The sequence below is a fragment of the Embleya sp. NPDC020630 genome, from assembly GCF_044334985.1.
GTDB lineage: Bacteria > Actinomycetota > Actinomycetes > Streptomycetales > Streptomycetaceae > Embleya.
This window is the reverse complement of the sequence record NZ_JBIRUB010000030.1, coordinates 1-24,656: the sequence shown is the minus strand read 5'-3', so window position 1 is coordinate 24,656 and position 24,656 is coordinate 1. Positions and strand designations below refer to the sequence as shown.

General features: G+C 71.5%; 23 protein-coding genes. 7 read left to right on the top strand and 16 right to left on the bottom strand.

Annotation, left to right across the window (positions count from 1 at the left end):
* Window positions 1–78: 78 nt before the first annotated feature.
* Window positions 79–1,125 carry an LLM class flavin-dependent oxidoreductase gene (locus tag ACH4XV_RS44045; protein WP_395799467.1) on the bottom strand — a complete coding sequence of 349 codons (1,047 nt, stop codon included), beginning with the start codon at window positions 1,123–1,125 and terminating at the stop codon, window positions 79–81.
* Window positions 1,126–1,334: 209 nt separating this feature from the next.
* Between ACH4XV_RS44045 and ACH4XV_RS44040 the strand changes: the two genes are divergently transcribed.
* Entirely contained in the window at window positions 1,335–1,637 is a 303-nt protein-coding gene (locus tag ACH4XV_RS44040; RefSeq protein ID WP_395799465.1) for a hypothetical protein, read from the top strand.
* A 31-nt stretch (window positions 1,638–1,668) separates the two neighbouring features.
* Here the strand turns inward: ACH4XV_RS44040 and ACH4XV_RS44035 are convergent, their stop codons facing one another.
* From ACH4XV_RS44035 to ACH4XV_RS44015, 5 genes are all read right to left on the bottom strand, one after another.
* Window positions 1,669–1,746 (bottom strand): PhnA domain-containing protein, encoded by a 78-nt coding sequence (locus tag ACH4XV_RS44035; RefSeq protein WP_395799583.1) that lies wholly within the window; start codon window positions 1,744–1,746, stop codon window positions 1,669–1,671.
* Window positions 1,747–1,767: 21 nt separating this feature from the next.
* Window positions 1,768–2,094 carry a hypothetical protein gene (locus ACH4XV_RS44030; protein WP_395799463.1) on the bottom strand — a complete coding sequence of 109 codons (327 nt, stop codon included), beginning with the start codon at window positions 2,092–2,094 and terminating at the stop codon, window positions 1,768–1,770.
* Window positions 2,088–3,731 carry a SulP family inorganic anion transporter gene (locus ACH4XV_RS44025; RefSeq protein ID WP_395799581.1) on the bottom strand — a complete coding sequence of 548 codons (1,644 nt, stop codon included), beginning with the start codon at window positions 3,729–3,731 and terminating at the stop codon, window positions 2,088–2,090. Before ACH4XV_RS44025 ends, ACH4XV_RS44030 begins: the two co-directional genes overlap by 7 nt.
* Before the next feature lie 230 nt (window positions 3,732–3,961).
* The gene (locus tag ACH4XV_RS44020; RefSeq protein ID WP_395799461.1) at window positions 3,962–4,324 is read right to left on the bottom strand and encodes an ArsR/SmtB family transcription factor; all 363 of its coding nucleotides are present in this window, start codon (window positions 4,322–4,324) and stop codon (window positions 3,962–3,964) included.
* A gap of 155 nt (window positions 4,325–4,479) precedes the next feature.
* Complete coding sequence (locus tag ACH4XV_RS44015; RefSeq protein WP_395799459.1) at window positions 4,480–4,674, bottom strand: hypothetical protein; 195 nt, start codon at window positions 4,672–4,674, stop codon at window positions 4,480–4,482.
* A gap of 234 nt (window positions 4,675–4,908) precedes the next feature.
* Here ACH4XV_RS44015 and ACH4XV_RS44010 point away from each other — a divergent pair, with 234 nt between their 5' ends.
* On the top strand, window positions 4,909–5,079 hold the full coding sequence (locus ACH4XV_RS44010; protein ID WP_380036644.1) for a hypothetical protein: 171 nt from the start codon (window positions 4,909–4,911) through the stop codon (window positions 5,077–5,079).
* 239 nt (window positions 5,080–5,318) lie between these two features.
* On the opposite strand, the gene ACH4XV_RS44005 is transcribed toward ACH4XV_RS44010, so the two are convergent.
* The 6 genes from ACH4XV_RS44005 to ACH4XV_RS43980 form a co-directional block, all read right to left on the bottom strand.
* A complete protein-coding gene (locus tag ACH4XV_RS44005) occupies window positions 5,319–8,051 on the bottom strand; it encodes a M28 family peptidase (RefSeq protein WP_395799457.1) in 2,733 nt (910 codons plus the stop codon).
* A 185-nt stretch (window positions 8,052–8,236) separates the two neighbouring features.
* The gene (locus tag ACH4XV_RS44000; protein WP_395799455.1) at window positions 8,237–9,394 is read right to left on the bottom strand and encodes an epoxide hydrolase family protein; all 1,158 of its coding nucleotides are present in this window, start codon (window positions 9,392–9,394) and stop codon (window positions 8,237–8,239) included.
* Window positions 9,395–9,583: 189 nt separating this feature from the next.
* Complete coding sequence (locus ACH4XV_RS43995; RefSeq protein ID WP_395799453.1) at window positions 9,584–10,639, bottom strand: hypothetical protein; 1,056 nt, start codon at window positions 10,637–10,639, stop codon at window positions 9,584–9,586.
* A 151-nt stretch (window positions 10,640–10,790) separates the two neighbouring features.
* On the bottom strand, window positions 10,791–11,207 hold the full coding sequence (locus ACH4XV_RS43990) for an arsenate reductase ArsC (RefSeq protein ID WP_395799451.1): 417 nt from the start codon (window positions 11,205–11,207) through the stop codon (window positions 10,791–10,793).
* Window positions 11,200–12,303, bottom strand: a complete 1,104-nt coding sequence (gene arsB / locus ACH4XV_RS43985; protein ID WP_395799450.1) for an ACR3 family arsenite efflux transporter — start codon at window positions 12,301–12,303, stop codon at window positions 11,200–11,202. Before arsB ends, ACH4XV_RS43990 begins: the two co-directional genes overlap by 8 nt.
* Window positions 12,300–12,710: an ArsR/SmtB family transcription factor gene (locus ACH4XV_RS43980; protein ID WP_395799448.1), complete on the bottom strand. Its 411-nt coding sequence runs from the start codon at window positions 12,708–12,710 to the stop codon at window positions 12,300–12,302. Before ACH4XV_RS43980 ends, arsB begins: the two co-directional genes overlap by 4 nt.
* Window positions 12,711–12,792: 82 nt before the next feature.
* Here ACH4XV_RS43980 and ACH4XV_RS43975 point away from each other — a divergent pair, with 82 nt between their 5' ends.
* The 3 genes from ACH4XV_RS43975 (at window position 12,793) to ACH4XV_RS43965 (ending at window position 16,522) form a co-directional block, all read left to right on the top strand.
* Complete coding sequence (locus ACH4XV_RS43975; protein ID WP_395799446.1) at window positions 12,793–13,263, top strand: ArsI/CadI family heavy metal resistance metalloenzyme; 471 nt, start codon at window positions 12,793–12,795, stop codon at window positions 13,261–13,263.
* A 376-nt stretch (window positions 13,264–13,639) separates the two neighbouring features.
* The gene (locus tag ACH4XV_RS43970) at window positions 13,640–14,194 is read left to right on the top strand and encodes an isochorismatase family cysteine hydrolase (protein ID WP_395799444.1); all 555 of its coding nucleotides are present in this window, start codon (window positions 13,640–13,642) and stop codon (window positions 14,192–14,194) included.
* A 105-nt stretch (window positions 14,195–14,299) separates the two neighbouring features.
* Window positions 14,300–16,522, top strand: coding sequence for a catalase (locus ACH4XV_RS43965; protein WP_395799442.1), 2,223 nt, complete (start codon window positions 14,300–14,302; stop codon window positions 16,520–16,522).
* 293 nt (window positions 16,523–16,815) lie between these two features.
* Here ACH4XV_RS43965 and ACH4XV_RS43960 read toward each other — a convergent pair whose 3' ends face one another.
* A complete protein-coding gene (locus ACH4XV_RS43960; protein ID WP_395799441.1) occupies window positions 16,816–17,775 on the bottom strand; it encodes a universal stress protein in 960 nt (319 codons plus the stop codon).
* Window positions 17,776–17,858: 83 nt separating this feature from the next.
* Entirely contained in the window at window positions 17,859–18,767 is a 909-nt protein-coding gene (locus tag ACH4XV_RS43955) for a universal stress protein (RefSeq protein WP_395799439.1), read from the bottom strand.
* 192 nt (window positions 18,768–18,959) lie between these two features.
* On the opposite strand from ACH4XV_RS43955, the gene ACH4XV_RS43950 reads away from it, so the two are divergent.
* Both ACH4XV_RS43950 and ACH4XV_RS43945 read left to right on the top strand, forming a co-directional pair.
* Window positions 18,960–21,677: a GNAT family N-acetyltransferase gene (locus ACH4XV_RS43950; RefSeq protein ID WP_395799437.1), complete on the top strand. Its 2,718-nt coding sequence runs from the start codon at window positions 18,960–18,962 to the stop codon at window positions 21,675–21,677.
* A 164-nt stretch (window positions 21,678–21,841) separates the two neighbouring features.
* Window positions 21,842–23,110, top strand: coding sequence for an APC family permease (locus ACH4XV_RS43945; RefSeq protein WP_395799435.1), 1,269 nt, complete (start codon window positions 21,842–21,844; stop codon window positions 23,108–23,110).
* Window positions 23,111–23,136: 26 nt separating this feature from the next.
* Here the strand turns inward: ACH4XV_RS43945 and ACH4XV_RS43940 are convergent, their stop codons facing one another.
* On the bottom strand, window positions 23,137–23,622 hold the full coding sequence (locus tag ACH4XV_RS43940; RefSeq protein WP_395799433.1) for a pyridoxamine 5'-phosphate oxidase family protein: 486 nt from the start codon (window positions 23,620–23,622) through the stop codon (window positions 23,137–23,139).
* Window positions 23,623–23,717: 95 nt separating this feature from the next.
* The gene (locus ACH4XV_RS43935) at window positions 23,718–24,458 is read right to left on the bottom strand and encodes a DUF6544 family protein (protein ID WP_395799431.1); all 741 of its coding nucleotides are present in this window, start codon (window positions 24,456–24,458) and stop codon (window positions 23,718–23,720) included.
* Window positions 24,459–24,656 lie beyond the last annotated feature (198 nt).

Sequence of the window (24,656 nt, the reverse complement as noted above, 5' to 3'; positions counted from 1 at the left end):
GCGGAACACCGTCGGGCCTGGTCGGGTCTTGTCCGGACGATGTTCGGGACAGCGCCGCTGTGATCGGGCTGTGCGGCGTCAGGGCAGGAGCCGGGCGAGTTCGGCCATTTCCGCCTCGGGGTTCACCACGGGCTGGATCACGAGTTCGTCGACGCCCGACTTCTCCAGCGCGTCGATCCGCTCTCCGAGTTCGTCCCTGGTACCGATCAGACCGAACCTGTCCACCAGTGACGGCAGGACGAGATCACGTTCCTCGGGGGAGAGTCGGCCGAGATAGTTGTGGTAGAGCGTGTGGTGGCGGTTGGGGTCGGTGGCGGTGGTACCGCGCAGGTGGAGCAGACGGTCGACAGCCGCGGACTCCTCCTGCGGCAGGGCCGCGCGGAAGGCCGGGTCCTCCACGGCGAGGAGCAGTGCGCTCACCGCGATGTGCCCCATCGCGTCCTTGACGGCATCGCCGTACCGGTCCTCGCCGTCGGCGAGGATGTACAGGGAGGAGACGAGGTACGCATGTGCCTGCTCGCTGTTGCCCGCGGCCCGTGCCGCTGCCCGGCGGGCCCGGCCGAGCGCGGACCAGGCCTCGGGGGCGTGCAGCGCGAAGGAGATCATTCCCGTACCCAGGCGGCCGGCGACGGCGGCAACCTTCGGGCCGAACGCGGCCACGACGAACTCCACCGGGTGCTCGGTGTCGACGTAGCCCTCGACGTGCAGGAAGCGCACCCTGCTCGACCGGCTCCCCTCGTGATGGTCCGACTCGCGGCCCGCGGTGAGATCCTGCAAGGCAGCGGTGAACGACTCCAGTTCGACCGTCTTCGCCGGCCGCATGCCCAGCGTGCGGCGCGCGGTGTTGCCGGTGCCGACGCCGCAGACGATGCGGCCGGGAGCGAGGGCGTTGAGACTGCCGAGCGCCGCCGCCGCGGCGGGCGCGGAGCGCAGCGTCGGTGAGGTGACGCCGATACCGAGTTTGATTCGGTTGGTCGACGTGGCGCAGAGCGCGAGGCCGACGAACGGATCACCGTGGACCAACGGCGAGTCGTATACCCAGAAACTACTGAATCCGAGTTCCTCCGCGCGGGTGGCCAGGTGCTCCAGACCCGGGCGTGCGGTCGTGATGATGCCGATCCGCATACGATCCCTCTCGCCTTCGGGTGCCACCGGCTGGGATCGTTCCCTGTCGGCCTGCGGCTACACGCCGACCCTGGCGGACCGGAGCCTCGGGCGACCTCAAGGCGCGGCTTTGCGAGTCCGGAGCGCCGGCGGGACCCTGGAAGGTGGCAGGGGCCGCTGTCCAGCGGCCGGCGGCCCGCCCGTCACTACGAACGCCGAGGGCCGGAGCAATGACATTCATCCAGATCATCGAATACCGGACGACCCGCATCGACGAGTTCGACGCCGCCCTGGACGCCTGGGTCGCCAAGAACGAGGGTCACCGCATCGCGACGCGCGCTGCGCAGACCCGCGACCTGGACCAGGAGAACGTGTATCTGAACATCGTGGAATTCCCGTCGCACGACCTGGCGATGGAGAACTCCAACCGCCCCGAGACGGCCGAGTTCGCGGCCCGGTTGGCCGAGCTGTGCGACGGGCCGCCCACGTTCCGCAACCTCGACGTGCTGCGCGTCCGCGAATTCGAGAGCTGAGCGGGGCCGCGATCTTGGTGCGGGGTCGAGTTCAGGCCTTCTTGACGACGGCGGACTTGAGTTGCATGGGTCCGAATCCGTCGATCCTGCAATCGATGTCGTGGTTCACGAGGGGGCGACGCGGGGGCGGTCAGCCGCGACCGCTGAAGTGGATGTAGAGCCAGATTCCGCCGCCGATCAGGTGCGTTCCGAAGGTGAATACGAGGAGCCAGACGATGATGCCTCGCTCCATCTCCTTCTGGGTCTGCCGTCTCCCGACGGGGCGTGGCGGGGTGGGGCGCTCCGCGTTGGTGTCGTCGGGAGGCATGGCGATTCTCCGATCCGATCGCTCGGGATGGGGGGCGTCGGCGAGGATGCCCTCGACGATGTCGGTGGCGGCGGGCGATGCGTGGATGCGCGCGCTGAAGGCGGGGTTGGCGTTCGGGTGGTCGCGGCCGGCGGGATCGCGGTTCAGCACGGCAGCGTCCGCGTGACGGGGTCGGCGCCGAGCGGGGCGGGCCGGTCGTGGGGTTGCCCGATCAGGGTCCGCGCGTACTCGATGGCGGCCGGGGTGTCGGGCAGGATCCGCCGGTCGCGGCGCAGGTGCTCGGCCACCCCCAGGGTGGCGAGGATGTCGTCGTGGGCGGGCTTGATCCCGGAGAGCAGGACGGTGATGCCACGCTGTTCGAGTTTGTCGACGGCGTCGCCCAGGACCCCGGCGCCGGTCGCGTCCAAGGCGGTGACGCGAGACATCCGCAGGATGACCACCCGCACGTCGGTGACCTCGGACAACTCCAGCAGGAAGCGGTGGGCCGCGGCGAAGAACAGGGGTCCGTCGAGGCGATAGGCCACGATGTGCGCTTCGAGGAGGGCGCGTTCCTCGTCGGTGTGGTCGCTCGCGTCCAGCGGGACCTGTTCGAGGCGGGCGGTGCGCGCGACGGAGCGCAGGGCCAGGATCACGGCGACGCCGATGCCCACCGCGACGGCGGTGACCAGGTCCAGGGCGACGGTGACGACGAAGGTCAGGGCGAGGACGAGGGCGTCGGGGCGGGTGGAGCGGGCCAGGGCGCGGAGCGCGGAGACCTCCACCATGCGCACGCAGGTCGCCAGGAGGACACCGGCGAGGGCGGCCAGCGGGATGTGGGCGACGAGGGAGGCGGCGGTGAACACGATGACGGCCAGCGCGACGGCGTGGGTCAGGGCGGCCAGGCGTGACGTCGCGCCGGCGCGTACGTTCACGGCGGTGCGGGCGATGGCCGCGGTGGCGGGGACGCCGCCGAACAGCGGTACGGCGAGGTTGGCCACGCCCTGGCCGAACAACTCCCGGTCGGGGTCGTGCCGTTGCCCCACCGTCATGCCGTCGGCCACGGTCGCCGAGAGCAGGCTCTCCAGCGCGGCCAGCGCCGCGACCGCCGCGGCCGAGGGCAGCAGGGAGACCAGGAGCGAGGTGTCCAGGAACCCCAGCGAGGGTGCGGGCAGCCCCGCGGGCAGGTCCCCGATAGGCGTCAGCGGCAGGTCCGCGGACCACGCCAGGGCTGTCGCCGCGGCCACGGCGACCAGGGAGAACGGGATCGCCGGACGCCATCGTGCCCCCAGCAGCATCACGGCGGCGACCGCCAGGGCCGTGACCGGCGCGGCGGCGGTGGGTCGGTCGAGCCAGCGGAAGGCGGCGTCGGCGGCGCTCTGCCAGACCTTGTCGCCGTCGGCGTGGGCTATGCCGAGCGCGGCGGGGACCTGCTGGAGGGCTATCACCACGGCGATACCGGCGGTGAACCCCTCGATCACGGGCGCCGGCAGGAACGCGGCGAGCCGGCCGAGCCGGAGCACGGCCGACAGGACGAGGATCAGCCCGGCGAGGAGGCCGACCATCAGGACGCCGTCGGTACCGTGCGCGGCGACGACCGGAACAAGGACGACGGTCATCGCCCCGGTCGGGCCTGAGACCTGGAGGTTGGACCCGCCGAAGACGGCGGCCAGGGCGCCGGCCACGATCGCGGTGACCAGCCCGGCCTGGGCGCCCAGTCCCGAGGCCACGCCGAACGCCAGTGCCAGCGGCAGCGCGACCACCGCGACGGTCAGGCCCGCGATCAGGTCGCGTCCGGGGGAGCGGCGCATGCTGCGCAGGTCGCCGCGTCGGGGCAGGAGGGCGAGCCGGCCGGCGGCCCGTGTCCCGACCGGGGGAGGAGGGGTGTCCCGCGCGGTGTGGGGTGCCTGCCGCCGGTCGTTCATGGTGCGGAACCTCGTTCCTGGAAGGTGCGCCGTGCCGATGCCCGCGGGCCACCCGTGGCCGGGCGTTCGTTCCCGGCGGCCGTCGTGCGGGTGGGCGGCTCCGGATGCGGTCCGACTCAGCCCCGGGGCGGCCCGGGGGAGACCTCGCGCGTGGTCGCGCGCAGGTCCTGGAGGAGTTCCATCTGTTCGGTGAGCAGCCCGGTCAGGATGCCGCGCGCGACCGTGAGCAGTTCGCTCACCTGGGGGCTGGTGAGGGTGTAGTAGACCGTCGACCCCTCCCGACGGCTGACCACCACCAGGTTGGCGCGGCGCAGCACGGCCAGCTGCTGGGACAGCCGCGACGCCTCGATGCCGACTTCGGGGAGCATCTCGGCGACGGAGTGCTCGCGTTCGCTGAGCAGTTCCAGGACGCGGATGCGGGCCGGGTGCCCGAGCGTCTTGAAGAACTCGGCCTTCAGTTCGTACAGGGGGGTGCTCACCGTTCCACGTCCTTCCCGGGAGTCACGGTGCGAGGGGGTGCGGCCGCGGTGGTCGCCGCGTGGCGGCCGGGCGGCTCGGGTGGGTGTGGGGTGGGCACGGATGGTCCTCGCGTCTGTGCTTTAGTGCGCGTGCGCGCGTGTACTCGCGTACTTGGTCATGGGAAGGGTCCGGGCGCGTCGAGTTCGCGCAAGGCGGGGGCGGTCACCGGCCCCGTGGCCGGCAGCACGTACGCGCGGCGCCGCGGCGCGACGATCCGCAGCCCGTACCGCTCCGCGCCGCACACCGGTCCGAACGTCGCGCCGATCTCGATCGTGCGGCCGTTTCGCGAGCCCGCGTCCACACGGCGCACCTGAACAGATCCCCCCAGCTTCCTGGCATCCGCGTCCACCTCCCTCTCGGGTCGCTTCCGTGCCGGCTCGGCACAACGAGACCTGATGCCCGACGAAGACGATAGCTTAGCAATTGATAAGATTGGCAACTGCGGCAAGTGTCAGGACATGGAGGGGCGTACACCGAACGCGTTCGCGAACGTCGACAACACCGCCGCCGCACTTGCCCCGCCCACCACTCCAGGAGGCACGCCGTGGGGGAATTCATCCACGAACTGACCGGCGGCATCGAAGAGGCCCGCGACAAGCTCGATCAGGCCCGTCGGGACGAGGACGCATACGGCACGGAGGTCTGGCAGGCACGCCTGGACGCCCTGGAACGACTCGCCGAACAACACGGCATCGACCTGCCCGACCACCCCTGAACCCGGGCCCCGAACCCGGCCGCTGAACCCGGCTTTTGAACCCCGGCCCCTGGATCCATACCGACCGAGGCACGCCCGCGACCGGCGCGGCCCAGCCGCTGCCGCGCACCGCCTCGGCCGGCCGCTCACAGCCGTCACCGACCGAGGCTGCGAGGTTCGGCGACAGCCCGAATCGCCAGACGTGGCGATCCCCGGTACCGGCGTGCTTCAGGGCGGCCGGTACCGGGGATCGTCGAGGGTTACGTGGTGGGCGTGGTGACGGCGACCGCGGTCTTCCAGATCGTGTAGGCCACGCCGTCGGCGCTGCGGTTGAGGACCGTGGCGTCGATGTTGCTCGTGGTGTCACACGCGGAGTGGTAGCACGCGTCGTAGGACGCGCCGGCTCGGCCGCCCCACTTGGCCGCCTGCGCCGAGGTCTTGGTGGCACTGGCGCCGGCCGCGTAGCCGGAGGTGGGGATGCCGGCCCGCTGGAAGGAGTAGTCGTCGGAGCGGCCCTGGCCCTCGACGTTCTCCTCGGGACGCAGGTTCAGCGTGTCCCAGTACGCCTTCAGGGGCGCGGCGGTGGCCGAGTTGATGTTGTTGACGAAGTAGCCCGCGTTGCGTGAGGCGACCATGTCGAAGTTGTAGTAGCCCCGGATCGCGGCGCGCTGGGTCGAGGTGAGTTGGCTGACGTAGAACTGCGAGCCCTGGAGGCCCTGTTCCTCGCCGGCCCACCAGCCGAAGCGCACGTGCTTGGTGAGCGTGGGGTTGGCCCGGGCCAGTGCGAGGGCATTCTCCAGGAGGGTGGCCGAGCCCGAGCCGTTGTCGTTGATGCCGGGACCGGCACTGACGCCGTCCAGGTGGGCGCCGAACATGACGACCTGGTTGGCGGGGCCGCCGGGCCAGTCGGCGATCAGGTTGTTGGAACGGTATCGGCAGGAGGTGCACACCTGCTCGGACACGGTGAAGCCGGCGGCCTGGAGCTTGCCCTTCACGTAGGCCACGGACGCGGTGTAACCGGCGCTGCCCGCACGGCGGTTGCCGCCGTTCTGGTTCGCGATCGAGTTGAGCTGCGCCAGATGCGCCTGGACGTTCGCCACGTCGATGTCGGGCGGCGCCAGGCTCCGGTTGCCGGGACCCGTGACGGTGAGGGTGTACCGGGCGGTGTGGGTGGCGGCGGGGCCGCTACCGGTGACGGTCACGGGGTAGGTGCCCGCCGGCGCGGTCGAACCCGCCGACAGGGTCAGCGTCGAGCCGCCCGCCTCGGTGGACGCCGGGGTGATGGTCGCGGTCACACCGGTGGGCAGACCGCTCGTGGACAGCGTGACGTTCTGCGCCGCGCCCCCGGTCACGGCCGTGCTCACCGCGGTCGTGATCGAATCGCCCGGTGTCACGATGCCCGAGGGCGAGGTGAAGGCGACCGAGAAGTCGTCCAGGCCGGAACCCGCGGTGCAGGTGGGGTCACCGGACTGGGCGGGCACGCTGATGGCGTTCCACGCGGCCTTGGTCTTGTTGAACAGACCGCAGGTGGGGTCGAGGGCTTTCGCCGATTTCAGGGTCGCGGTGCGGTACTTCTTGTAGGTCATGCCGCTGGTCTTGAGCAACATGCCGCCGTAGAAGACCTTGCCGGCCTTCTGGATGCCCACGCCGGTGAGGGTGGTGTTGTTGCAGGTCGGGCTGGTCGGCTTGCCGCCGCCCGGGTTGGTGCCCTCGGCGAGCAGGTAGAACCAGTGGTTGAGCGGTCCGGCCGCCGCGTGTTCCTCGGTGTTGGGAATCGAGGAGCTGTAGCAGTTCGGGTCGCCGTTGGTGGACGGCTTGTACATGTAGCGGATGGGCCCCTGGCCGACCAGGTCGACCGTTTCGCCGACGGTGTAGTCGGGGGTGTCGTAGGGCGAGGATTCGTTCGTGTACGCCTCGGTCAGCGCGCCCATGATGTCGCCGGTGCCCTCGCCGAGTCCGGCTTCACCGTTGGCGCCGCCGGGGGTGAACTGGTCGATGCCGTGGCCGAATTCGTGGCCCACGACGTCCATCGAGGCGATCCACTTGTTCGCCTGGTTGTGCCCGATCGAGACGGACGAGCCGTCCCAGTAGGCGTTGACGTCGTTCAGGCCGACCTTGACCGGCCAACTGCCGCCGCTGCCGTTGTGGCCGTTGCGACCGAGCCAGTCGCGGAGCATGTTCCACTCTTTTTGGGCCGCGAACATGACGTCGGCGCAGCCGGTTTCCTTGCTCGACGCCTGGCCGTTGCCCCAGGAGTCGGTGGACTTGGAGAAGACCGTCCCGGTGGAGTAGTCCGCGCAGGACAGGCCGGGTCGGCCCGGGTCGCGCAGCGAATACCTGGCACCGGACTTGGTGGTGTCGATGGGGATGTTCGGGCCGTTCCACTGGCTGTTGCCGGTGCCGGCCCTGACGTCGTCGACCTTGTCGAGCACCGTGCCCGTGCTCGCGTCGACGAAGACGTGCAGCCTGCTGGGCGCGGTCGCGGTGCGGCCGACGAGCACGGTCTCCCAGGCGAGATTGCTCCGATCGTCCCTGACCCGGACGACCAGGCGATGCGACTCGACCCGGTCCACCGACGCGAGTTGGGCCCTGGAGGTGGTCTCCGCGGCGTCGGCCGTCACGATCGGGTGAACCGGGGTCGATATCTGTGCGTCGCTCGCGGACTGGGTCGCGCGGACGCGGCCCCTGCCGTCGGCGAGGACGACGGCGTCGCCGCCGACGACCGGCAGACCGCGGTAGGTGCGCTCGTAGGCGACGGAGTACAGATCGTCGACCCACGGCGTCACCGACTGCCGTTCGTACTGCTCGTCGGGTCCCTTGGCCAGGACGTCCAGGCCGCTTGCGGCGGCCCGGTCGGCGGCGGAGACGGCGAGCGCCTGAGAGCCGGGCGGCGCGGGCGGTTCGGCCGCGGCCGACTGGGCCGCCGCGCCGACGGTGAGGCCGGCGAGTAAGGCGAGGACGGTCCCGGTGGTGGTGGTCACTCTTCGATTCATCGAGGCTCCTTGATGGAAGGCAGACCTCGACCACGACACCGACCTGCTGTCGCGGGCATCTCGTGAGCCGCGAACGACCGGGCAGGACGGGGTTCGTGCCCGAGCAAGCGAAACACTCACACAGGCGGCCATGCCGGGCGAAGGGATCCGACCGAACCGGCAAATTCCGGGAAACCGGCGAAGTCCTACCGGTACCGGACCCGCAACGGTCGGAAGAAGTCTCGCAGGTCGCGGGCCAGTTGTTCGGGTTCCTCGTGGGCCATGAAGTGTCCGCCGCGCTCAGGGGTGTGCCATTGCCGCAGGTCGGTGAAGGTCCGTTCGGCGAGGCCGCGGGGCATGCCGCGGAACGCCGGTTCGTTGCTCAGCGTCACGGCCCCGGGCACGGTGATCGGCGGTAGCGGCCGGTCGTGCGGCCAGTCGTGGTACTCGCGGAACGACGTGCCGATCGACTCGGTCGCCCAGTACAGCGTCGCCACCGTCAGCAGCGTGTCGCGGTCCCAGCGCGTCGTCACGTCGCCGCCGCAGTCGCTCCAGTCGCGGTACTTGTCCACGATCCACGCCAGCAGTCCCGCCGGGGAGTCCATCAGCGCGGCCGCGACGGTGTCCGGGCGGGTGGACATGATCGCGCTGTAGCCGCCGTCGGCGGCGTCGTACACGGCCAGCGCGTCCAGGAATTGCTGCTCCTCGGGCGTCGGCGGCGCCGCGCCGAAGTCGGTCGGGACCACCGAGGAGGTGACGAGTACGCCGGCCACCTCGTCCGGGAACAGCGCGCCGAGCCACTGCGTAATCCCACTGCCGATGTCGCCGCCCTCGGCACCGAAGCGAGGGTAGCCGAGTACGTCGGTCATCAGCGCGTGCCACGTCTCGGCGACCGCGCGCCGCGTGAACGGGCCGCTCGGCGGCTCGGAGAAGGCGAACCCGGGCAGCGACGGGATCACCACGTCGAACGCGTCCGCCGGGTCTGCGCCGTGTGCGCCCGGGTCGGTCAGCAGCTCGGCGATCCGCAACATCTCCACGAAGCTGCTCGGCCATCCGTGGCTGAGCACCAGCGGCAAGGGGGTTGGTCCACCGGCCGGGCCCTTGCCGCGCATGTGCACGAAGTGCACCTTGCGCCCGCCGATTTCGGCGCGGAAGTGCGGGTACGCGTTCAGCCGAGCCTCGGCCGCCCGCCAGTCGAAGCCGTCCGCCCAGTACGCCACCAGCTCGCGCAGGGCGCCGGGATCGACCCCGGCCGCCCAGTACACCGGGTTCGTCGCGGTGGTGAACCGGGTGCGTAGCAGCCGCTCGCGCAGGTCGTCGAGCACATGGCCGGGGACCGAGATGTGGTAGCGCTCTGTGCTCACGTGTGTCCTTTGGTGGTTCATGTGTCGTCCGAGGCGTGGCCGGCCCCGTCCGAGGCTACGTTCAAATCGTCGACCCCCGGCGCCGGTTCATGCCTGACCCGCAGGCATACCTACGCCACATCGTTTTCGCCGGCGACCACGGCGGGTGCGTGATGTGGGGTGGCGGGCGGCTTCTTCGTTCCGCGTTCGTCAGTTGCCGAGGGTGTAGAAGTGGACCCGTGTGTCGGATCCGAAGGTTTTGAACCAGTCGGTGACCGAGCCCTGTTCGTCGAACAGGTCTTCCTCGTAGAGCCATTCCGGGTCGAGGTCCCCCAGAACCGCCTCTTTGAACGCGGCGTACGCGCTCTTGATGTCGTGGTCGTACAGGCCGTGGAGGTCGAGGACGGGGATGGCTTCCTGGAGGAGGAGGTGCAGGGCCAATGCCTCGGCCGTGGTGGCCGGCGGGTGCCACGTGGTCGAGGTCAGGCGTTGGGTCACACCGGCGGCGGCGATGATGAATCGGCGGACGAACAGCTCGGTGTACTGCTCGGCGAAGGCGGGCGGAAGTTCGTCCAGAATGAAGAAGTCCGCGTCGGAGTCCCCGACGTGGTCGGCCACTTCGTCCTCGGCCAGGCTCACCAGGTCGCCGAAGAGTTCGTCGGTGAGCAGATCGATGGCGTAGACGAGGGCGCCTGCCGCCAGTTCGACGGTGGCGTGGGGGAGCGGGGCCGAGGCGGTGTGAGCGAATCGGGCTGCGGTGAAACAGGTCAGACGTGGGGCCAGGCTCCGAAGTCGCCTGCGATATCTCTCGACTTCCCCGTCGGTCGGCGCTCCCACGTTCGGGTCCGGCACGGGGCGGCGGTGGAGCAGGGCGCGCTCTGCCGGGTCTGCGGGCGGCGCGTCGGGGCCGTCGGCGGCGGCGAGGCTCTTGCGCGCGAGCGCGTCGTGCAATTTGACCTCGCACGAGGCAACCGCCCACTCCTCCAGGCCTTCGGTGTTCTCCAGGATCTCCTCGACCACCCCACGGGCCGCCGTCTCGGCGAACTCCAGTGCGGGGGCGTTCAGTTCCATGAGCACCAGGGCGCCTTCGGGATGCGAGCCGACGCGGAAATCGTCGAGGTCGATGCGCATGTCGTCGGGGCCGTCGACGCCCTCCAGGCGTTCCAGGGGTTCGGCGAGCAGGCTTGCTATGCCCGCCCGCTGCAGGTTGTCCAGAGGCGGGTGCCCGCTCGGGGGGACGACGTCGACGTGCACGAAGTAGGTCACGTGACAAGCCTGCCCGAGCCCGACGCGGAAGATCGGCGAACCGGGTACACGGCCGGGACCGGCTCGGGCAGTCCCCGGTTGATGTGGCCTGGCGAAGCCCGAACGCAGGGAGGGCGATTCGTCGGAGTGCCGTACACGGCGGCGGCGCCGGTCAGGCCGCCTCGATGCCGAGTTCGGCGAGCAGCGCCCGGACGCGTCGTTCGATTTCGTCGCGGATCGGCCGTACGGCCTCGACGCCCTGTCCTGCCGGGTCGTCGAGCTTCCAGTCGAGGTAGCGCCTGCCGGGGAGGATCGGGCAGGTGTCGCCGCAGCCCATCGTGATCACCACGTCGGACGCGCGTACCGCCTCCGTCGTCAGGATCTTCGGCGTCTCGGCGGACATGTCGATGCCGACCTCCGTCATTGCCGCGACGGCGGCCGGGTTCACGGCGCCGGCGGGTGCGGATCCGGCGGAGCATACCTCGACCCGGCCGTCGGCGAGGTGGGTGAGCCATGCGGCGGCCATCTGGGACCGTCCGGCGTTGTGGACGCACACGAACAGCACGGAGGGCGTGGCGGGTTCAGACACGGGCGGGACCTTCCGGGGCTACGGTCGCGGTGGGTTGGGGGAAGTGGCGGCGGGCGGCGAGGGCGACGTACACGAGGCCGATCAGCACCGGCACTTCGATGAGGGGGCCGACGACTCCGGCGAGGGCCTGTCCGGAGTCGGCGCCGAAGGTGGCGATGGCGACCGCGATGGCGAGTTCGAAGTTGTTGCCCGCGGCGGTGAACGCCAGTGTCGTGGCCCGCGCGTGGTCCAGGCCGACGGCGCGTGCGACGGCCATGGATCCGCCCCACATCAGCGCGAAGTAGGCGAGCAGGGGCAGGGCGATCCGGGCGACGTCGAGCGGCTTGGAGGTGACGGCGTCGCCCTGGAGGGCGAAGAGCACGACGATGGTGAACAGGAGTCCGTACAGGGCGAACGGGCCGATCCTGGGGATCAGCGTCGTCTCGTACCAGGTCCGGCCCCGGGTCTTCTCGCCGAGGCGGCGGGTGAGGAACCCGGCCAGGAGCGGGATGCCGAGGAAGATCAGCACACTGCGGGCGATTTCCCATACGGACACGTCCAGGTCGGTGCGTTCCAGGCCGAGCCGTCCGGGCAGCACGTCGAGGTAGAACCAGCCGAGTGCGGCGAATGCGATCACCTGGAACACCGAGTTGAGCGCGACCAGAACGGCGGCGGCCTCGCGGTCGCCGCAGGCGAGGTCGTTCCAGATGATCACCATGGCGATGCAGCGGGCCAGGCCGACGACGATCAGGCCGGTGCGGTACTCGGGTAGATCGGGCAGCATCAGCCACGCGAGGGCGAACATCAGCGCCGGGCCGACGATCCAGTTCAGGACCAGGGACGGCACGAGCAGTCGGCGGTCGCGGGTGACGGTGTCGAGCCGGTCCCAGCGCACCTTGGCGAGCACCGGGTACATCATCACGAGCAGGCCGAGCGCGATCGGCAGCGAGACCCCGGTGACCGTCACCTTCGCGAGCGCGTCACCCAGGCCGGGGACGAGTCGGCCCAGGCCGAGGCCGGCGGCCATCGCGATCAGGATCCACACCGCCAGGAAGCGGTCGAGGAACGACAACCGCCCCGCCACCGGCCCCGCAGGGTTCGCGGCCGGGGCGCTCACGCGTCGACCGGAGCGGGGGCGGGGGCGGGGATGGGGGTGGGGAGGGGGTCGCCGGCGGGGCGGGTGAGGATCGCCGCGAGGCGGTCGGTCGTGGCGGGCAGGAGCCGGTAGTACACCCAGGTCCCGCGCCGTTCGGAGGCGATCAGCCCGGCCTGCTTCAGCAGCTTGAGGTGGTGGGAGATCGTCGGCTGGGACAGGTCGAACGCCGGGGTGAGGTCGCACACGCAGACCTCCCCGCCCGCGCGGGAGGCGATCATCGACAGCAAGCGCAGCCGCACCGGGTCGCCCAACGCCTTGAACACCCGCGCCAGATCGACGGCCTGCTCCTCGTCCAGCTGAGCGGTCAGCAGGGCCGGGCAACATCCGTCGGCGTCCCGGCCGAGCACCACGAGTTTCTGTTTCGACATTCCTCTATGTTGACGTTCTTCGATGCAACGCGCAAGCTTGTATCGATTGACATCGATACAAGCCGATGGGGAGACCACTGTCATGTCCCGTGTGCAACTCGCGCTCAACGTCGCCGACCTCGAGGCGTCGGTGGCCTTCTACTCCGAGCTGTTCGGCGTCGGGCCCGCCAAGCGCCGACCCGGCTACGCGAACTTCGCCGTCACCGACCCGCCGTTGAAGCTCGTCCTGATCGAGGGCGAGGCCGGCCAGGACACCCGTCTGGACCACCTCGGCGTCGAGGTCGAATCCACCGAAGACGTCACCGCCGCCACCACCCGCCTCAAGGACGCCGGACTCGCCACATTCGAGGAAAACGACACCTCCTGCTGCTACGCCCTCCAGGACAAGGTGTGGGTCCACGGCCCCGGCAAGGAGCCGTGGGAGGTCTACGTCGTCAAGGCCGACGCCGACCGGATGGGCAAGAATCCCGCCCTCCCGGGCGCCGACGCCTGTTGTGCCGGTGGGCCCGAGGCCGATCCGGCATCCGCCGCGGCCTGCGTCTGCGGCGGCTGACGGCGAAGCAGAGAGAGGGCCTTCCGGCTCAGTGCGAGGTCTGTTCGTGTTCCCCGCAGGTGTACGCGGCCCGAGCGTCGTCGACGTCGCTGTGCACGGCGAAGACGATGTCCGGGTGGCTCGTCGCCAGAAGCCGGACCATCCGAGGTGGCGGGGATGCCAGGAACAAGCGCCCGCCGGCCGCCGATGCGCGCCGACGCAGCCGTAACAACGCGTCGAACCCCGAGGAGTCGCACCCGTCGACTCCGGCCGGGCGACGGTGCCCCTCACGCCCGCTGCCCGGCGCTTGTGCGGTGACACTTCGGGGTACGCGCAGGCCAATACGGCCACCAGGGAGTCGTTCGGCACCGCTCCCCGAATCCACGATCGAGTCACCGTGAACCACGTTGCCCTCGTCGTCATCGACATGATCAATACGTACGAGCACGAGGACGCCGACGTTCTGGCACCCTCCGTACGCCGCGTGTTGCCCGCGCTGCGCCTGCTGCTGGACCGGGCACGACGGGACGGGGCGGACGTCATCTACGTGAACGAGAACTTCGGCCGCTGGCGCTCGGATCACGGGGAGATCGTCCGGGCGGCCTTGAACGGTCCGCGTGCCGACCTCGTCGAGTCGATCCGTCCCGACGACCTGTCGATGTTCGTGGTCAAGGCCCGCCATTCGATCTTCTACCAGACCCCGCTCGAATACCTGCTCACGCAAAAGGGCGTACGGCACATCGTGCTCACGGGGCAGGTCACCGAGCAGTGCGTGCTCTACTCGGCACTGGACGCGCACATCCGGCATTTCGAGGTGACCGTGGCACGGGACGCCGTCGCCCACATCCACGAGGACCTCGCCGACGCGGCGCTGCGCATGATGGAGCGCAACATGGGCGCCCGCATCCTCCCGGCCGAGGACATCGGCTTCCGGCTTCCGGGCCTCGGGTGACGACGAATGAGGGAATCCGGGGAACCCGCGTCCCGTCGGATGTATCACCCGCGCGTGGACGGGCAAGCGGCAACGGTCCCAGCAATCGCTGTGCCCGGAGGAATGATGAGCAAGTCCGACCCCGCCCCGCAGATTCCCGGACGTCCCGGCAGCCGCGCGCCATCGGTGGCGGAACCGACCGACCCGCACGACCCGCTTCCCCCCAAGCCCGATCAGGACGGGCCAGCCACCCAGAGCCCCACGGGACAGGCCACCGGCGCCGATCAGTCCACTCGGGCTCAGGCGGGCGCGTTCCTGACCACCGCCCAGGGATTGCGCGTACCCGACTCGGACCACTCGCTCAAGGCGGGGCCGCGCGGCCCGGTACTGCTCCAGGACCACCATCTGCGCGAGAAAATCACCCATTTCGATCACGAGCGCATTCCCGAGCGGGTGGTGCACGCGCGCGGCGCGGCGGCGCACGGCGTCTTTCGCGGCTACGGCACGGCGACATCGGTCACCAAGGCGGCGTTCCTCGCCGAAGGGGTGGAGACGCCGGTGTTCGTACGCTTCTCCACCGTGCTCGGCTCGCGCGGCTCGGCGGACACCGTGCGCGACACCCGGGGGTTCGCGACCAAGTTCTACACCTCCGAGGGTGTCTTCGACCTGGTCGGCAACAACATCCCGGTGTTCTTCATCCAGGACGCCATCAAGTTCCCCGACGTCATCCACGCGGGGAAACCGCATCCGGATCGGGAGATCCCCCAGGCGCAGAGCGCGCACGACACGTTCTGGGACTTCGTCTCGTTGCACACCGAGGCCACCCACCACACCATCTGGAACATGTCCGATCGGGGCATCCCCCGCTCCTTCCGGACCATGGAGGGCTTCGGCGTCCACACCTTCCGACTGGTCGCCGCCGACGGGTCGACCACCCTGGTGAAATTCCACTGGAAGCCCAAGGCGGGCGTGCACTCACTGGTGTGGGAGGAGGCGCAGCTGATCAACGGTATGGACCCGGACTTCCATCGGCGCGATCTGGCGGACGCGATCGAGGCGGGCGCTTTTCCGCAGTGGGAATTCGGCATCCAGACCTTCCCCGACACGCCGGAGCAGACGTTCGAGGGCATCGATCTGCTGGATCCCACCAAGATCGTGCCGGAGGAACTGGCGCCGGTACAGCCGATCGGGCTGCTCACCCTGAACGCCAACCCGAAGAACTTCTTCGCCGAGACCGAGCAGGTCGCCTTCCATCCGGGTCATCTCGTCCCCGGGATCGACCTGACCGACGATCCGTTGCTGGCCGGTCGGCTGTTCTCTTACCTGGACACCCAGATCACCCGTCTGGGCGGCCCCAACTTCGCGCAGATCCCGATCAACCGCACGCACGCGCCGATCAACGACATGCAGCGCGACGGGTTCCATCAGGACGCGGTACACACGGGCGTCGCGCCGTATCGCCCGAACTCGCTCGACGGGGGCTGCCCGTTCCTGGCCGGCGCAGACGCGGGAGCGTACGTGGAGACCCCGGTGGCGGTACCGGCCGCCACGAAGGTACGCGAGGCACCGGCGTCCTTCGACGACCACTTCGGCCAGGCGCGGCTCTTTTGGCTGAGCTTGAGCGACGTCGAGCGCGAACATGTGGTCGGCGCCTACACGTTCGAGCTCGCCAAGTGTTACGAGAACGCCGTGCGCGAGCGGGTGCTGGGCGTGTTGGCCAATGTGGACGAGCATCTGTGCGAAGCGGTCGCCGCCGGGCTGGGACTGCCCGCACCGGCGCCGACGAAGCCGCCGGCGTCCGTACGGCCCAGCCCCGCGCTGTCCCAGGTCGGCGGAACCTGGCCGGTGGCCGGCCGCGTCGTCGGCATCGTCGCGGACGAGGGCAGCGACCTCGGCGCTCTGCGCACGGCGCGCGACGCGATCGCCGAGGCGGACATGGTCCCGCTGATCATCGCGCCGACCGGTGGCGTGCTCGGCGGCTCCTCGGACGAACCGGTCCCGGTGCAGCGTACGTTCGCCGCCGCCCGCTCGGTGGAGTTCGACGCGGTGCTGCTCGCGAGCGCACCCGCGCCGGCGGCCGACGCGTACGGCGCCCGCGACGCCAAGGCGGGCTCCGGAACGGGCGTGCTGGACCCGCGCGTAGCGCTGATCCTCGCCGAGGCGTACCGGCACGCCAAGGTCGTCGGCGGCTGGTCCACGGGCGGCGAAGCGCTCGCCGCGGCGGGCATCCCCGTCGACACCCCGGGTGTCCTCGTCGAGAACGATCCGGCGGCCGTGGTCGACGCGACGGCTCGGCTGCTGGCCACGCACCGGGTCTGGGAACGCTTCCCGAGCACCGGACAACTCTGAGCACCGGTCCCGGTCACCATCCGGGTTCGCGGATCGTCTGCGGCAGGGCATACGATCCGCGACCCCTCCCACCCTCGGTCGAGCATGACGAGGAATTCGGTGTCCCCGGTAACCGGATCACGCCGCGCTCCCGGCGCCGGTGACGAGTCGGTTCGCGATGTCGCGGTCCAGGGTGGCCGTCACCTCGTGGAAGACGCCGCTGGTCGGGAACGAAGGCGGGGTCCGGCGCGGCGCGGTCGGGTAGCGCGGTCAAGGTATGGCGCGGCATCGCCACCGGATACGACACCTGAGAGCTACGCGTGCCGGCGAGGGGCGTCGGGGTGTGGGGGCCTGGTGGAGTCGGGGGTGGGGTGGGTTTGGGTGGGGACGAGGAGGATGGGGGAGTGGGCGTGGTGTAGGGCTGTGTGGATGGCTCGACCCAGGTTCGGGCCGAAGCGGCCGGTGTTGCGGTGAGCGGCGAGGACCAGGAGGTCGGCGTCGGCGCTTGCGGTGATCAGGGCGTGGGCGGTGGTGTCCAGGACGACGTCCTCGGTGACGGGGACGTCCGGGTACTTTTCGCGGAAGGGCTTGACGGCGGTGGTCAGGGTGGTCTCCGCCATCGTGCGCCAGTCGTCGATGATCGACACGGCCGGGGCGAACGCCAGGCCGCCGGCCAGCGAGGCCGGGTAGCGCCACGCGTGCACGGCGCGCAGCGGTAGGTTCCGGGCGTGCGCTTGGGCGAAGGCGGCTTCGAGGGCGGGGCCGCAGTCGTCGGCGGAGACGCCGACCACGATCGGCTTGGCGGGGCGGTCGGCGGCGGTGTCGTGGTCGGGGTGGACGACCAGGATCGGGCAGCGGGCCGCCGCCGAGACGGGCAGGCTGACCGAGCCCATCAGGAGGCCGGCGAAGCCGCCCATGCCCCGGCTGCCGACGACGAGCAGGGCGGCGCGGTCGCTCGCGGCCTCCAACGCGTCGATGGCGTTGGCGAGTTCGACCGTGGCGAGCACCCGCAGGTCGCCGTGTCCGGCGCGTGCGCGGTCGGCGCCCCGGTCGACGATGGCGCGGGCGTTCTCGCGCAGTTGTTGCCCGAAGCGGTCGTCGCCGCCGGCGACTTCGATCCATTCCAGGGCGTGCAGCACTTCGAGGGTGGTGTCTCGGCGGGCGGCCTCCTCGGCGGCCAGGTCCACGGCTCGTTCGGCGCCGGGGGAGCCGTCGAAGCCGACGACGACGTGCCCCTGGAGCGGAGCCGGACGGGAGGTCGATTCCTGGGTCATGGTGGGGAATCCCTTCGAAGGGGTGGGAAACGGGGGTGGGGCGTCGGGGCCGACCGTGCGCCGATGCCCGGTTCGGCGAGGGCTCAGTCGTGGTCGGTGGATGTCTCGTCCGCCGAGGTGGGGACGATGACCAGCGGGCAGCGGGCGTGGTGGATCAGGCCCTGACCGACCGAGCCGAGCAGCAGGCCCGCGAAGCCGCCGCGTCCGCGCGTGCCGACGACCAGGCACAGGGCGTGCTCGGCGGCCTCGCGCAGGACCGCGACCGGGTGTCCGACGGCGACCTCGCGGTGTACCGGCACGCTCGGGTACTTCTCCGTCCACCCCGCGAGCGTCTCGGCGAGCCGCAGTCGGCCCTCCTGCATCTCCTCGCGCATCCGCATCCCGGCCAACAACCCGCCGGAAAACTGGCGGACATTGACCGCCACGATCGTGGCGCCGCGCCGGGCGGCCTCGTCGAAGGCGTACGCGACGGCCGGTTCGGAGTGCGGCGCCCCGTCCACCGCGACCACGATGGTCGGCGGCTCGCCGCTCGTGTGCTCGGGCTCTCGGACCACGACCACCGGGCAGGTCGCGTGCGCGGTGACCGGTACCGCGATTCCGCCGGTGGTCAACATCTCCGTGGCCGCGGACAGCCGGCGCGAGCCGAGTACGACCATCGCCGCGTCCCGGGAGTGCTCACGCAACACGGCCACGGGCGATCCGTCGGCCAGGACCGACTCGGTGTTCAGTCGAGGGTGGCGGGTCGCGGCCGTTTCGCGGGCTTCGTCCAGGGCCCGGGTGCCGGTCGCGCGGAAACGTTCGCCCCAGGTCAGGCGGTGTGGGTTCGGCTCGGGGTGGCGCTCGACGCCGATCGGCCAGTCGAGTGCGTGCACCAGGCGCAGCGGTAGACCGCGTCGGGCGGCCTCGTCGGCGGCCCAGACGACGGCGAGGCGGCCGGCGTCGGTGTGTTCGACGCCGACGACGATCGGTGTTGCTCCCACGTGCGTGGTCACGGTCGACTCCTTCTCCCGGGGCCGAACGATCGCCTGTCGGCCCGTGCCTCGAACACTGCCCGTCCTGCCCGGACCCGGGCAGGGCCATTGGGCCCGAGTCCCCGGACCGGACGGCCCTGCCCGGCATGTGGGATCGGCGCGAGGCTGGCAGCGAGCGGCGCGAAACGCGCCCGGGCCGAAGGGAACGGGACCATGCACGAGGTCGGTACACCGCACGCGATCTGGGCGCTGGCCGCCGACGGCGAGACGGTGCTGCTGCGGCGTCCGGGACCCGAGGACCGGGACCGGGTGTCGGCGATGCACCGCGCGATGTCGGCGGAGAGTCTGTACCTGCGGTTCTTCGGGGCGTCGGAGTCGGCGGCGCGCGAGACCGCCGAGCGGGTGACCACACCCGACCGGGAAGGTTGCGGCGCGCTGATCGCGCTCACGCCCGACGGGGACGAGGTGGTCGGGGTCGTCGAGTACAACGGCGCCGACGGCCCCGGCTCCGGTGCCGACGGCTCCGGGGAGGCGGAACTCGCGCTGGCCGTGGCCGACGCGTGGCACGGCCGGGGGATCGGCACGCTGCTGATCGAGCACGTGGTGACGATGGCCCGCGCGGACGGCGTGCGCACGCTGGTGGCGGACCTGCTGCCGTGGAACCGGCCGATGTTGCGGGTCCTGGAGGACATGGGCATGCCGGTGCGGAATCGGCTCGTGTCCGGTGTGCTGAGCTGCGAGATCCCGTTGGAGGGGGATGTCCCGACGGTCGAGCGTTATCTGACGGCCGTGGCGCGGCGCGAGGCGTTGGCGGATGTGGCCAGTCTGGTGCCGCTGTTCGCGCCTCGATCAGTGGTGATCGCGGGCGCGGGGCGACGGGTCGACTCGGTCGGCCGGGCGCTGCTGCGCAACGTGATGGCGGCCGGTTACGCCGGATCGTTGGCGGTGTTGCATCCCACGGCGACCGAGGTGGACGGGGTGTTGGCGTTCCCGACACCGGATCTGCTCCCCGAGGTGCCCGACCTGGTCGTGGTGGCCGTCCCCGCCGACCGCGTCCCCGACCTGGTCGAGGACTGTGGACGGGTCGGCGTGCGGGCCGTCGTCGTGGTGACCTCGGGCGGTACGCCGGAGCAGGCCGCGCGCGTACACGCCTCCATCCGGCGGCACGGGATGCGCATGGTCGGCCCGAACTGCCTGGGCATCGCGCAGACCGACCCGGCGACCGCCCTGAACGCGACCTTCGGCTGGACCGTCCCCACGCGCGGCGGCGCCGGGGTGGCGGTGCAGTCCGGCGGTGTCGGGATCGCCTTGATCGAGCAGTTCAACCGCCTGGGGATCGGCGTTTCCACGTTCGCGTCACTCGGTGACAAGTACGACGTCAGCGGCAACGACATGCTCCAGTGGTGGCAGGCCGACCCGCGCACCACGATGGCGATCCTGCACCTGGAATCCTTCGGCAACCCGCGCAAGTTCTCCCGGATCGCGCGCACCGTCGGCCGCGCCAAGCCGGTGCTCACCGTGGACGCGGGACGCTCCGCCGCCGGCCGCCGCGCCGCCGGGTCGCACACCGCCGCCGCGGTCACCCCGACCGTGGCGCGCGGCGCGCTGTTCCGCCAGGCCGGCGTGACCGCCGCACAGACCCTTGGCGACCTGGTCGCCGTCGCGGCCCTGCTGCACGCGCAACCCCTGCCCGACGGCGCCTCGGTCGCGGTGATCGGCAACGCGGGCGGCGCGGGGGTGCTGGCGGCCGACGCCTGCGTGGACGCAGGGCTGGCCGTACCGCGCTTCGGCCCCGACCTCGAAGCCGACCTGCGCGCCCTCCTGCCCGCCGGCGCCGCGTGCGCCAACCCCGTCGACACCACCGCCACCGTCGACGGCGAGACGCTGCGCCGCTGCGTGGACCGAGTCCTGGCGGCCGGCCACGTGGACGCGGTCGTCCTGGCCCTCGCGCCGACCGCCCTCGGCGACCCGCTGGGCGATCTCCTGGAGGGTCCCGCGGTGCGTGCGCGGCCCGTCGTGGTGATCGCCCCGGAACGCGGGGCGGCCGTCGAGCTGTTGCCCGCCGTGGGCGGGACGGTGCCGGTTTACAACGACGCGCGCACCGCCGCCGTCGCGCTCGCCCACGCCTACGAGCGCTCGATGTGGCTGACCCGGCCGCGCGGCACGGTACCGCCGCTGCCCGACGTCGACCGCGGCGCGGCCCGCGCGCTCGTCGCCGACCATCTGACGCGCGAGCCCGACGGAGGATGGCTGCCGCCTCGCGAGTGCGCCCGCCTGCTGGGCGCCTACGGCATCGAGGTCAGCCCCTGGCGGCAGGCGTTCGACGCCGACGAGGCGGTCGCGCTCGCCCGCGAACTCGCCCCGCTCGGCGCCGACGGCGCGGTCGTGCTCAAGGCGTACGGCCCGCACATCGTGCACAAGAGCGACGTCGGCGGGGTCCGGCTGCGCCTGGTCGGCGACGACGCGGTGCGTGCGGCCTTCACCGACCTCGCCGATCGCATCGGCGCCCTGATGGAGAGCGTGGTCATCCAGCCCATGGCCGCCTCCGGCGTCGAACTGATCGCCGGGGTCACCCAGGACGAAGTGCTCGGCCCACTGGTGCTGTTCGGCCTCGGCGGCGTGGCCACCGACGTACTGGCCGACCACGGCGCCCGGCTCACCCCGCTGACCGACCTGGACGCGCACACGCTGCTCGCGGGCTCGCGCGGGGCACCGCTGCTCTACGGCCACCGGGGGGCGGCGCCCGTCGACACGGCCGGGATCGAGGACGTCCTGCACCGCCTGTCCCGACTCGCGGACGACGTGCCGCAACTCGTGGAGGCCGACCTGAACCCGCTGGTCGCCCGCCCCGACGGCGTCACCGTCCTCGACGCCCGCATCCGCCTCGCGCCGCGACCCGGACACGACCCTTACCTGCGACGCCTGCGCTGAATCGGAGCATTGCCCGGGAACGGTGAAGGCACCGCCGGCGCCCGTCCGGCCCCGGCGGTTCCCCTCGTCGTCATCCGTGCGACATCCCCTTCCGATATCGTGCACCGCTGTCGAAGTGCCCGTCCCATCGGCTCGCTGCGGCCGTCGTCGTGGAGGAGTGAGCGATGAGTACGTCTGCGGCGGCCGTCGGCGGGGGTGAGCTGAAGCGGCATCTGGGCGTGTTCGACGCCGTGGTGATCGGGCTGGGCTCGATGATCGGGGCCGGGATCTTCGCGTCCCTGGCCCCGGCCGCGTCGGCGGCCGGCTCCGGCCTGTTGCTCGGCCTGGCGCTGGCGGCGGTGGTGGCGTACTGCAACGCGACGTCCTCGGCGCGGCTGGCGGCCCGCTACCCGCAGTCGGGCGGCACGTACGTGTACGGGCGCGAGCGGCTCGGCGACTTCTGGGGATACCTGGCCGGGTGGGGCTTCGTGGTCGGCAAGACCGCCTCGTGCGCGGCGATGGCGCTGACGGTCGGCTCGTACGTGTGGCCCGACCAGACGCACGCGGTCGCCGTTGCCGCGGTGGTGGTGCTGACGGCGGTGAACTACGCGGGCGTGCAGAAGTCCGCGCTGCTGACCCGGGCGGTGGTCGCGGTCGTCCTGGCGGTGCTCGTCACCGTGGTCGTGGTGTGCCTGACGTCGGGGTCGGTGGTCGCGGCGCGGCTGGACGTCGGGGCGGACGCCTCAGCGGGCGGGGTGTTGCAGGCCGCCGGACTGTTGTTCTTCGCGTTCGCCGGGTACGCGCGCATCGCCACGCTGGGCGAAGAGGTCCGGGATCCGAAGCGGACCATCCCCCGCGCGATCCCGATGGCGCTGGCCATCACTCTCGTGGTGTACGCGGCGGTCGCCGTCTCCGTCCTGTTGGTACTGGGCCCGGACCGGCTCTCCGACGCCGCCGCACCGCTGGTCGAGGCGGTTGGCGCGGCGGGTGTCCCGGGCCTGGCGCCCGTGGTCCGGGTCGGCGCCGCCGTCGCCGCCCTCGGCTCGCTGCTCGCGCTGATCCTGGGCGTCTCCCGGACCACCCTGGCGATGGCCCGCGACCGGCATCTGCCGCACGCCCTGGCCGCCGTGCATCCGCGCTTCCACGTCCCGCACCGGGCCGAGCTGGTCGTCGGCTGCGTGGTCGCGGTCCTGGCCGCCACGACGGACGTGCGTGGCGCGATCGGCTTCTCGTCGTTCGGCGTGTTGGCCTACTACGCGATCGCCAACGCCGCCGCCTGGACCCTCGCCCCCGAGGAGGGCCGCCCGGCCCGGATCGTGCCGATCGTCGGTACGTCGGGCTGCCTGGTCCTTGCCTTCGCCCTGCCGCTTGCCTCGGTATTCGCCGGGGCCGCCGTGATCGCGGCCGGCGCCGCGGCCTACGGCATCCGCAGAGCGGTCGGCCGTAGGGCCTGACGGATCGCGGTGTCGGGTGGACGGACTCATGCGCCCGAAGGAGGAGGCGGCGTCGGGCCGGTCGCCGTCGCCTGTCCCGACGGCGAGCCGGGGCCCGTGGTGTGCCGCACCAGCAGGCCGGTGACGAACTCGGAAGTGATCGAGAACCACGCCCGGTTCTCCCCGGGCTCGGCCTCCGACAGCGGGAGTTCGGGACGTGCGACGGGCGCGACGGCCGCGGGGTCCAGGGCGCGGGAGGCGTGGCCGGTGATGGTGCCCGTCCAGCCGGTGAGCGTCGTCGGGTCGATGTGATCGGCCTGGAACGCGACCACCGTGTCCACCACGGCCTTCGCCAGGGTGGAGTCGGCGGGGGCGCGGAAGACCACCGAATCCCCGTCGAAGGCGAAGGCCACCAAGTGCACGGCCGGAAGAGCGCCCTCGCTGACGACGACACGTCCCACCCGTGCGCCGGCCATCAACTCCAGCGTCTCCCGGCGGTCGAGGGGACGAGTCGTCACGAGTTCTTCGCTCATCCCTCCACTCTCGAACCCGATCGAGTCCTCCAACAGGGCCGAACGGCCCTGTGCCAAGGAAACGGGTCGCGCTCACCATGCGTGACGGGGTGTCTTCACGGCTCGGCGTGGCGGAAGCCCGCCGCGTCGATGTCGTAGTGGATGAACGCGTCGCTGTCGTCCCAACCGGCGTGGATTCCAGTCGGCAGGAGGAATCCGCCGTGCGCGGTTTCGCCGTCGAAGGTGGCGGTGAAGCGGTGTTCGCGGTGGCGACGGCCGTCCGGGTTGCCCCAGCGGGGCAGAGAGACCGATGCCAGGGCGCCGGAGGGTGTCACTGCCACCGTCACCTCCTGCGCGTAACCGGCGACGGCGAAACGGGCGACGGCTCGGGTGTCGTCCACCGGCTGCCAACGCACGTCGCGGTGCAGCGCGAAGGTGGGTACGAAGACGAATTCGCCGGCCAGGCGCCCGGCCGCGCTGCGCGTCACGTCGATACCGGACGCGCCGACGAACGGCACAACACCGAACAGACGCCACCGCATCGCGCCGCCGTCCGCTTCCAGGCGGTCGAAGCCGCGGATCCGGATCCCCGCAGGTCCGCGTACATCCGCCTCCCAGCGGAACGCCGTGGGCGGAGTCAGGATCTGCCGGGACTCGAAGGGGCACCGGCGGCGTCCCACCCGGATCCGGCCGTGCGCGCACAACTCCACCGAGGTCGCCGTCGAGGTTGGTGAGCCGGGTGACACCGCGTGGGCGAGCCACCGCCGGATCGGCTCGGGCGGCTCGCTCGCGGGTTCGCCGTGCACGGGGGCGTTGGTCACGGCTCGGGGCTCGGGTTCCCGGGGTGGGGTGTCCATGGTGTCGGGCTCCTGTCGGTGCGCAGGGCTTCGGGGTCGGGGCCGCACGTGGCTCGGCCGGGCCCGTCACGCGGACGGTACCCGGCCGAGGCCCGTGGTGATCGCGGTGGCGATCAGAGCAGCCAGCGGTGGTCGCGGACGATCGGCAGGCGGGCCCACAGGGCACCGAGGCCGAGTCGGCTGCCGGCGGCGACGGCG

Coding starts and splice junctions, on each gene's coding strand:
- ACH4XV_RS44040 (WP_395799465.1), top strand. CDS start 1,335: ATGACATTCATCCAGATCATCGAATACCGGACGACCCGCATCGACGAG.
- ACH4XV_RS44025 (WP_395799581.1), bottom strand. CDS start 3,731: ATGCGCCGCTCCCCCGGACGCGACCTGATCGCGGGCCTGACCGTCGCG.
- ACH4XV_RS44045 (WP_395799467.1), bottom strand. CDS start 1,125: ATGCGGATCGGCATCATCACGACCGCACGCCCGGGTCTGGAGCACCTG.
- ACH4XV_RS43975 (WP_395799446.1), top strand. CDS start 12,793: ATGTCCCGTGTGCAACTCGCGCTCAACGTCGCCGACCTCGAGGCGTCG.
- ACH4XV_RS43935 (WP_395799431.1), bottom strand. CDS start 24,458: ATGGACACCCCACCCCGGGAACCCGAGCCCCGAGCCGTGACCAACGCC.
- ACH4XV_RS43965 (WP_395799442.1), top strand. CDS start 14,300: ATGAGCAAGTCCGACCCCGCCCCGCAGATTCCCGGACGTCCCGGCAGC.
- ACH4XV_RS43960 (WP_395799441.1), bottom strand. CDS start 17,775: ATGACCCAGGAATCGACCTCCCGTCCGGCTCCGCTCCAGGGGCACGTC.
- ACH4XV_RS43980 (WP_395799448.1), bottom strand. CDS start 12,710: ATGTCGAAACAGAAACTCGTGGTGCTCGGCCGGGACGCCGACGGATGT.
- ACH4XV_RS43940 (WP_395799433.1), bottom strand. CDS start 23,622: ATGAGCGAAGAACTCGTGACGACTCGTCCCCTCGACCGCCGGGAGACG.
- ACH4XV_RS43950 (WP_395799437.1), top strand. CDS start 18,960: ATGCACGAGGTCGGTACACCGCACGCGATCTGGGCGCTGGCCGCCGAC.
- ACH4XV_RS43945 (WP_395799435.1), top strand. CDS start 21,842: ATGAGTACGTCTGCGGCGGCCGTCGGCGGGGGTGAGCTGAAGCGGCAT.
- ACH4XV_RS44005 (WP_395799457.1), bottom strand. CDS start 8,051: ATGAATCGAAGAGTGACCACCACCACCGGGACCGTCCTCGCCTTACTC.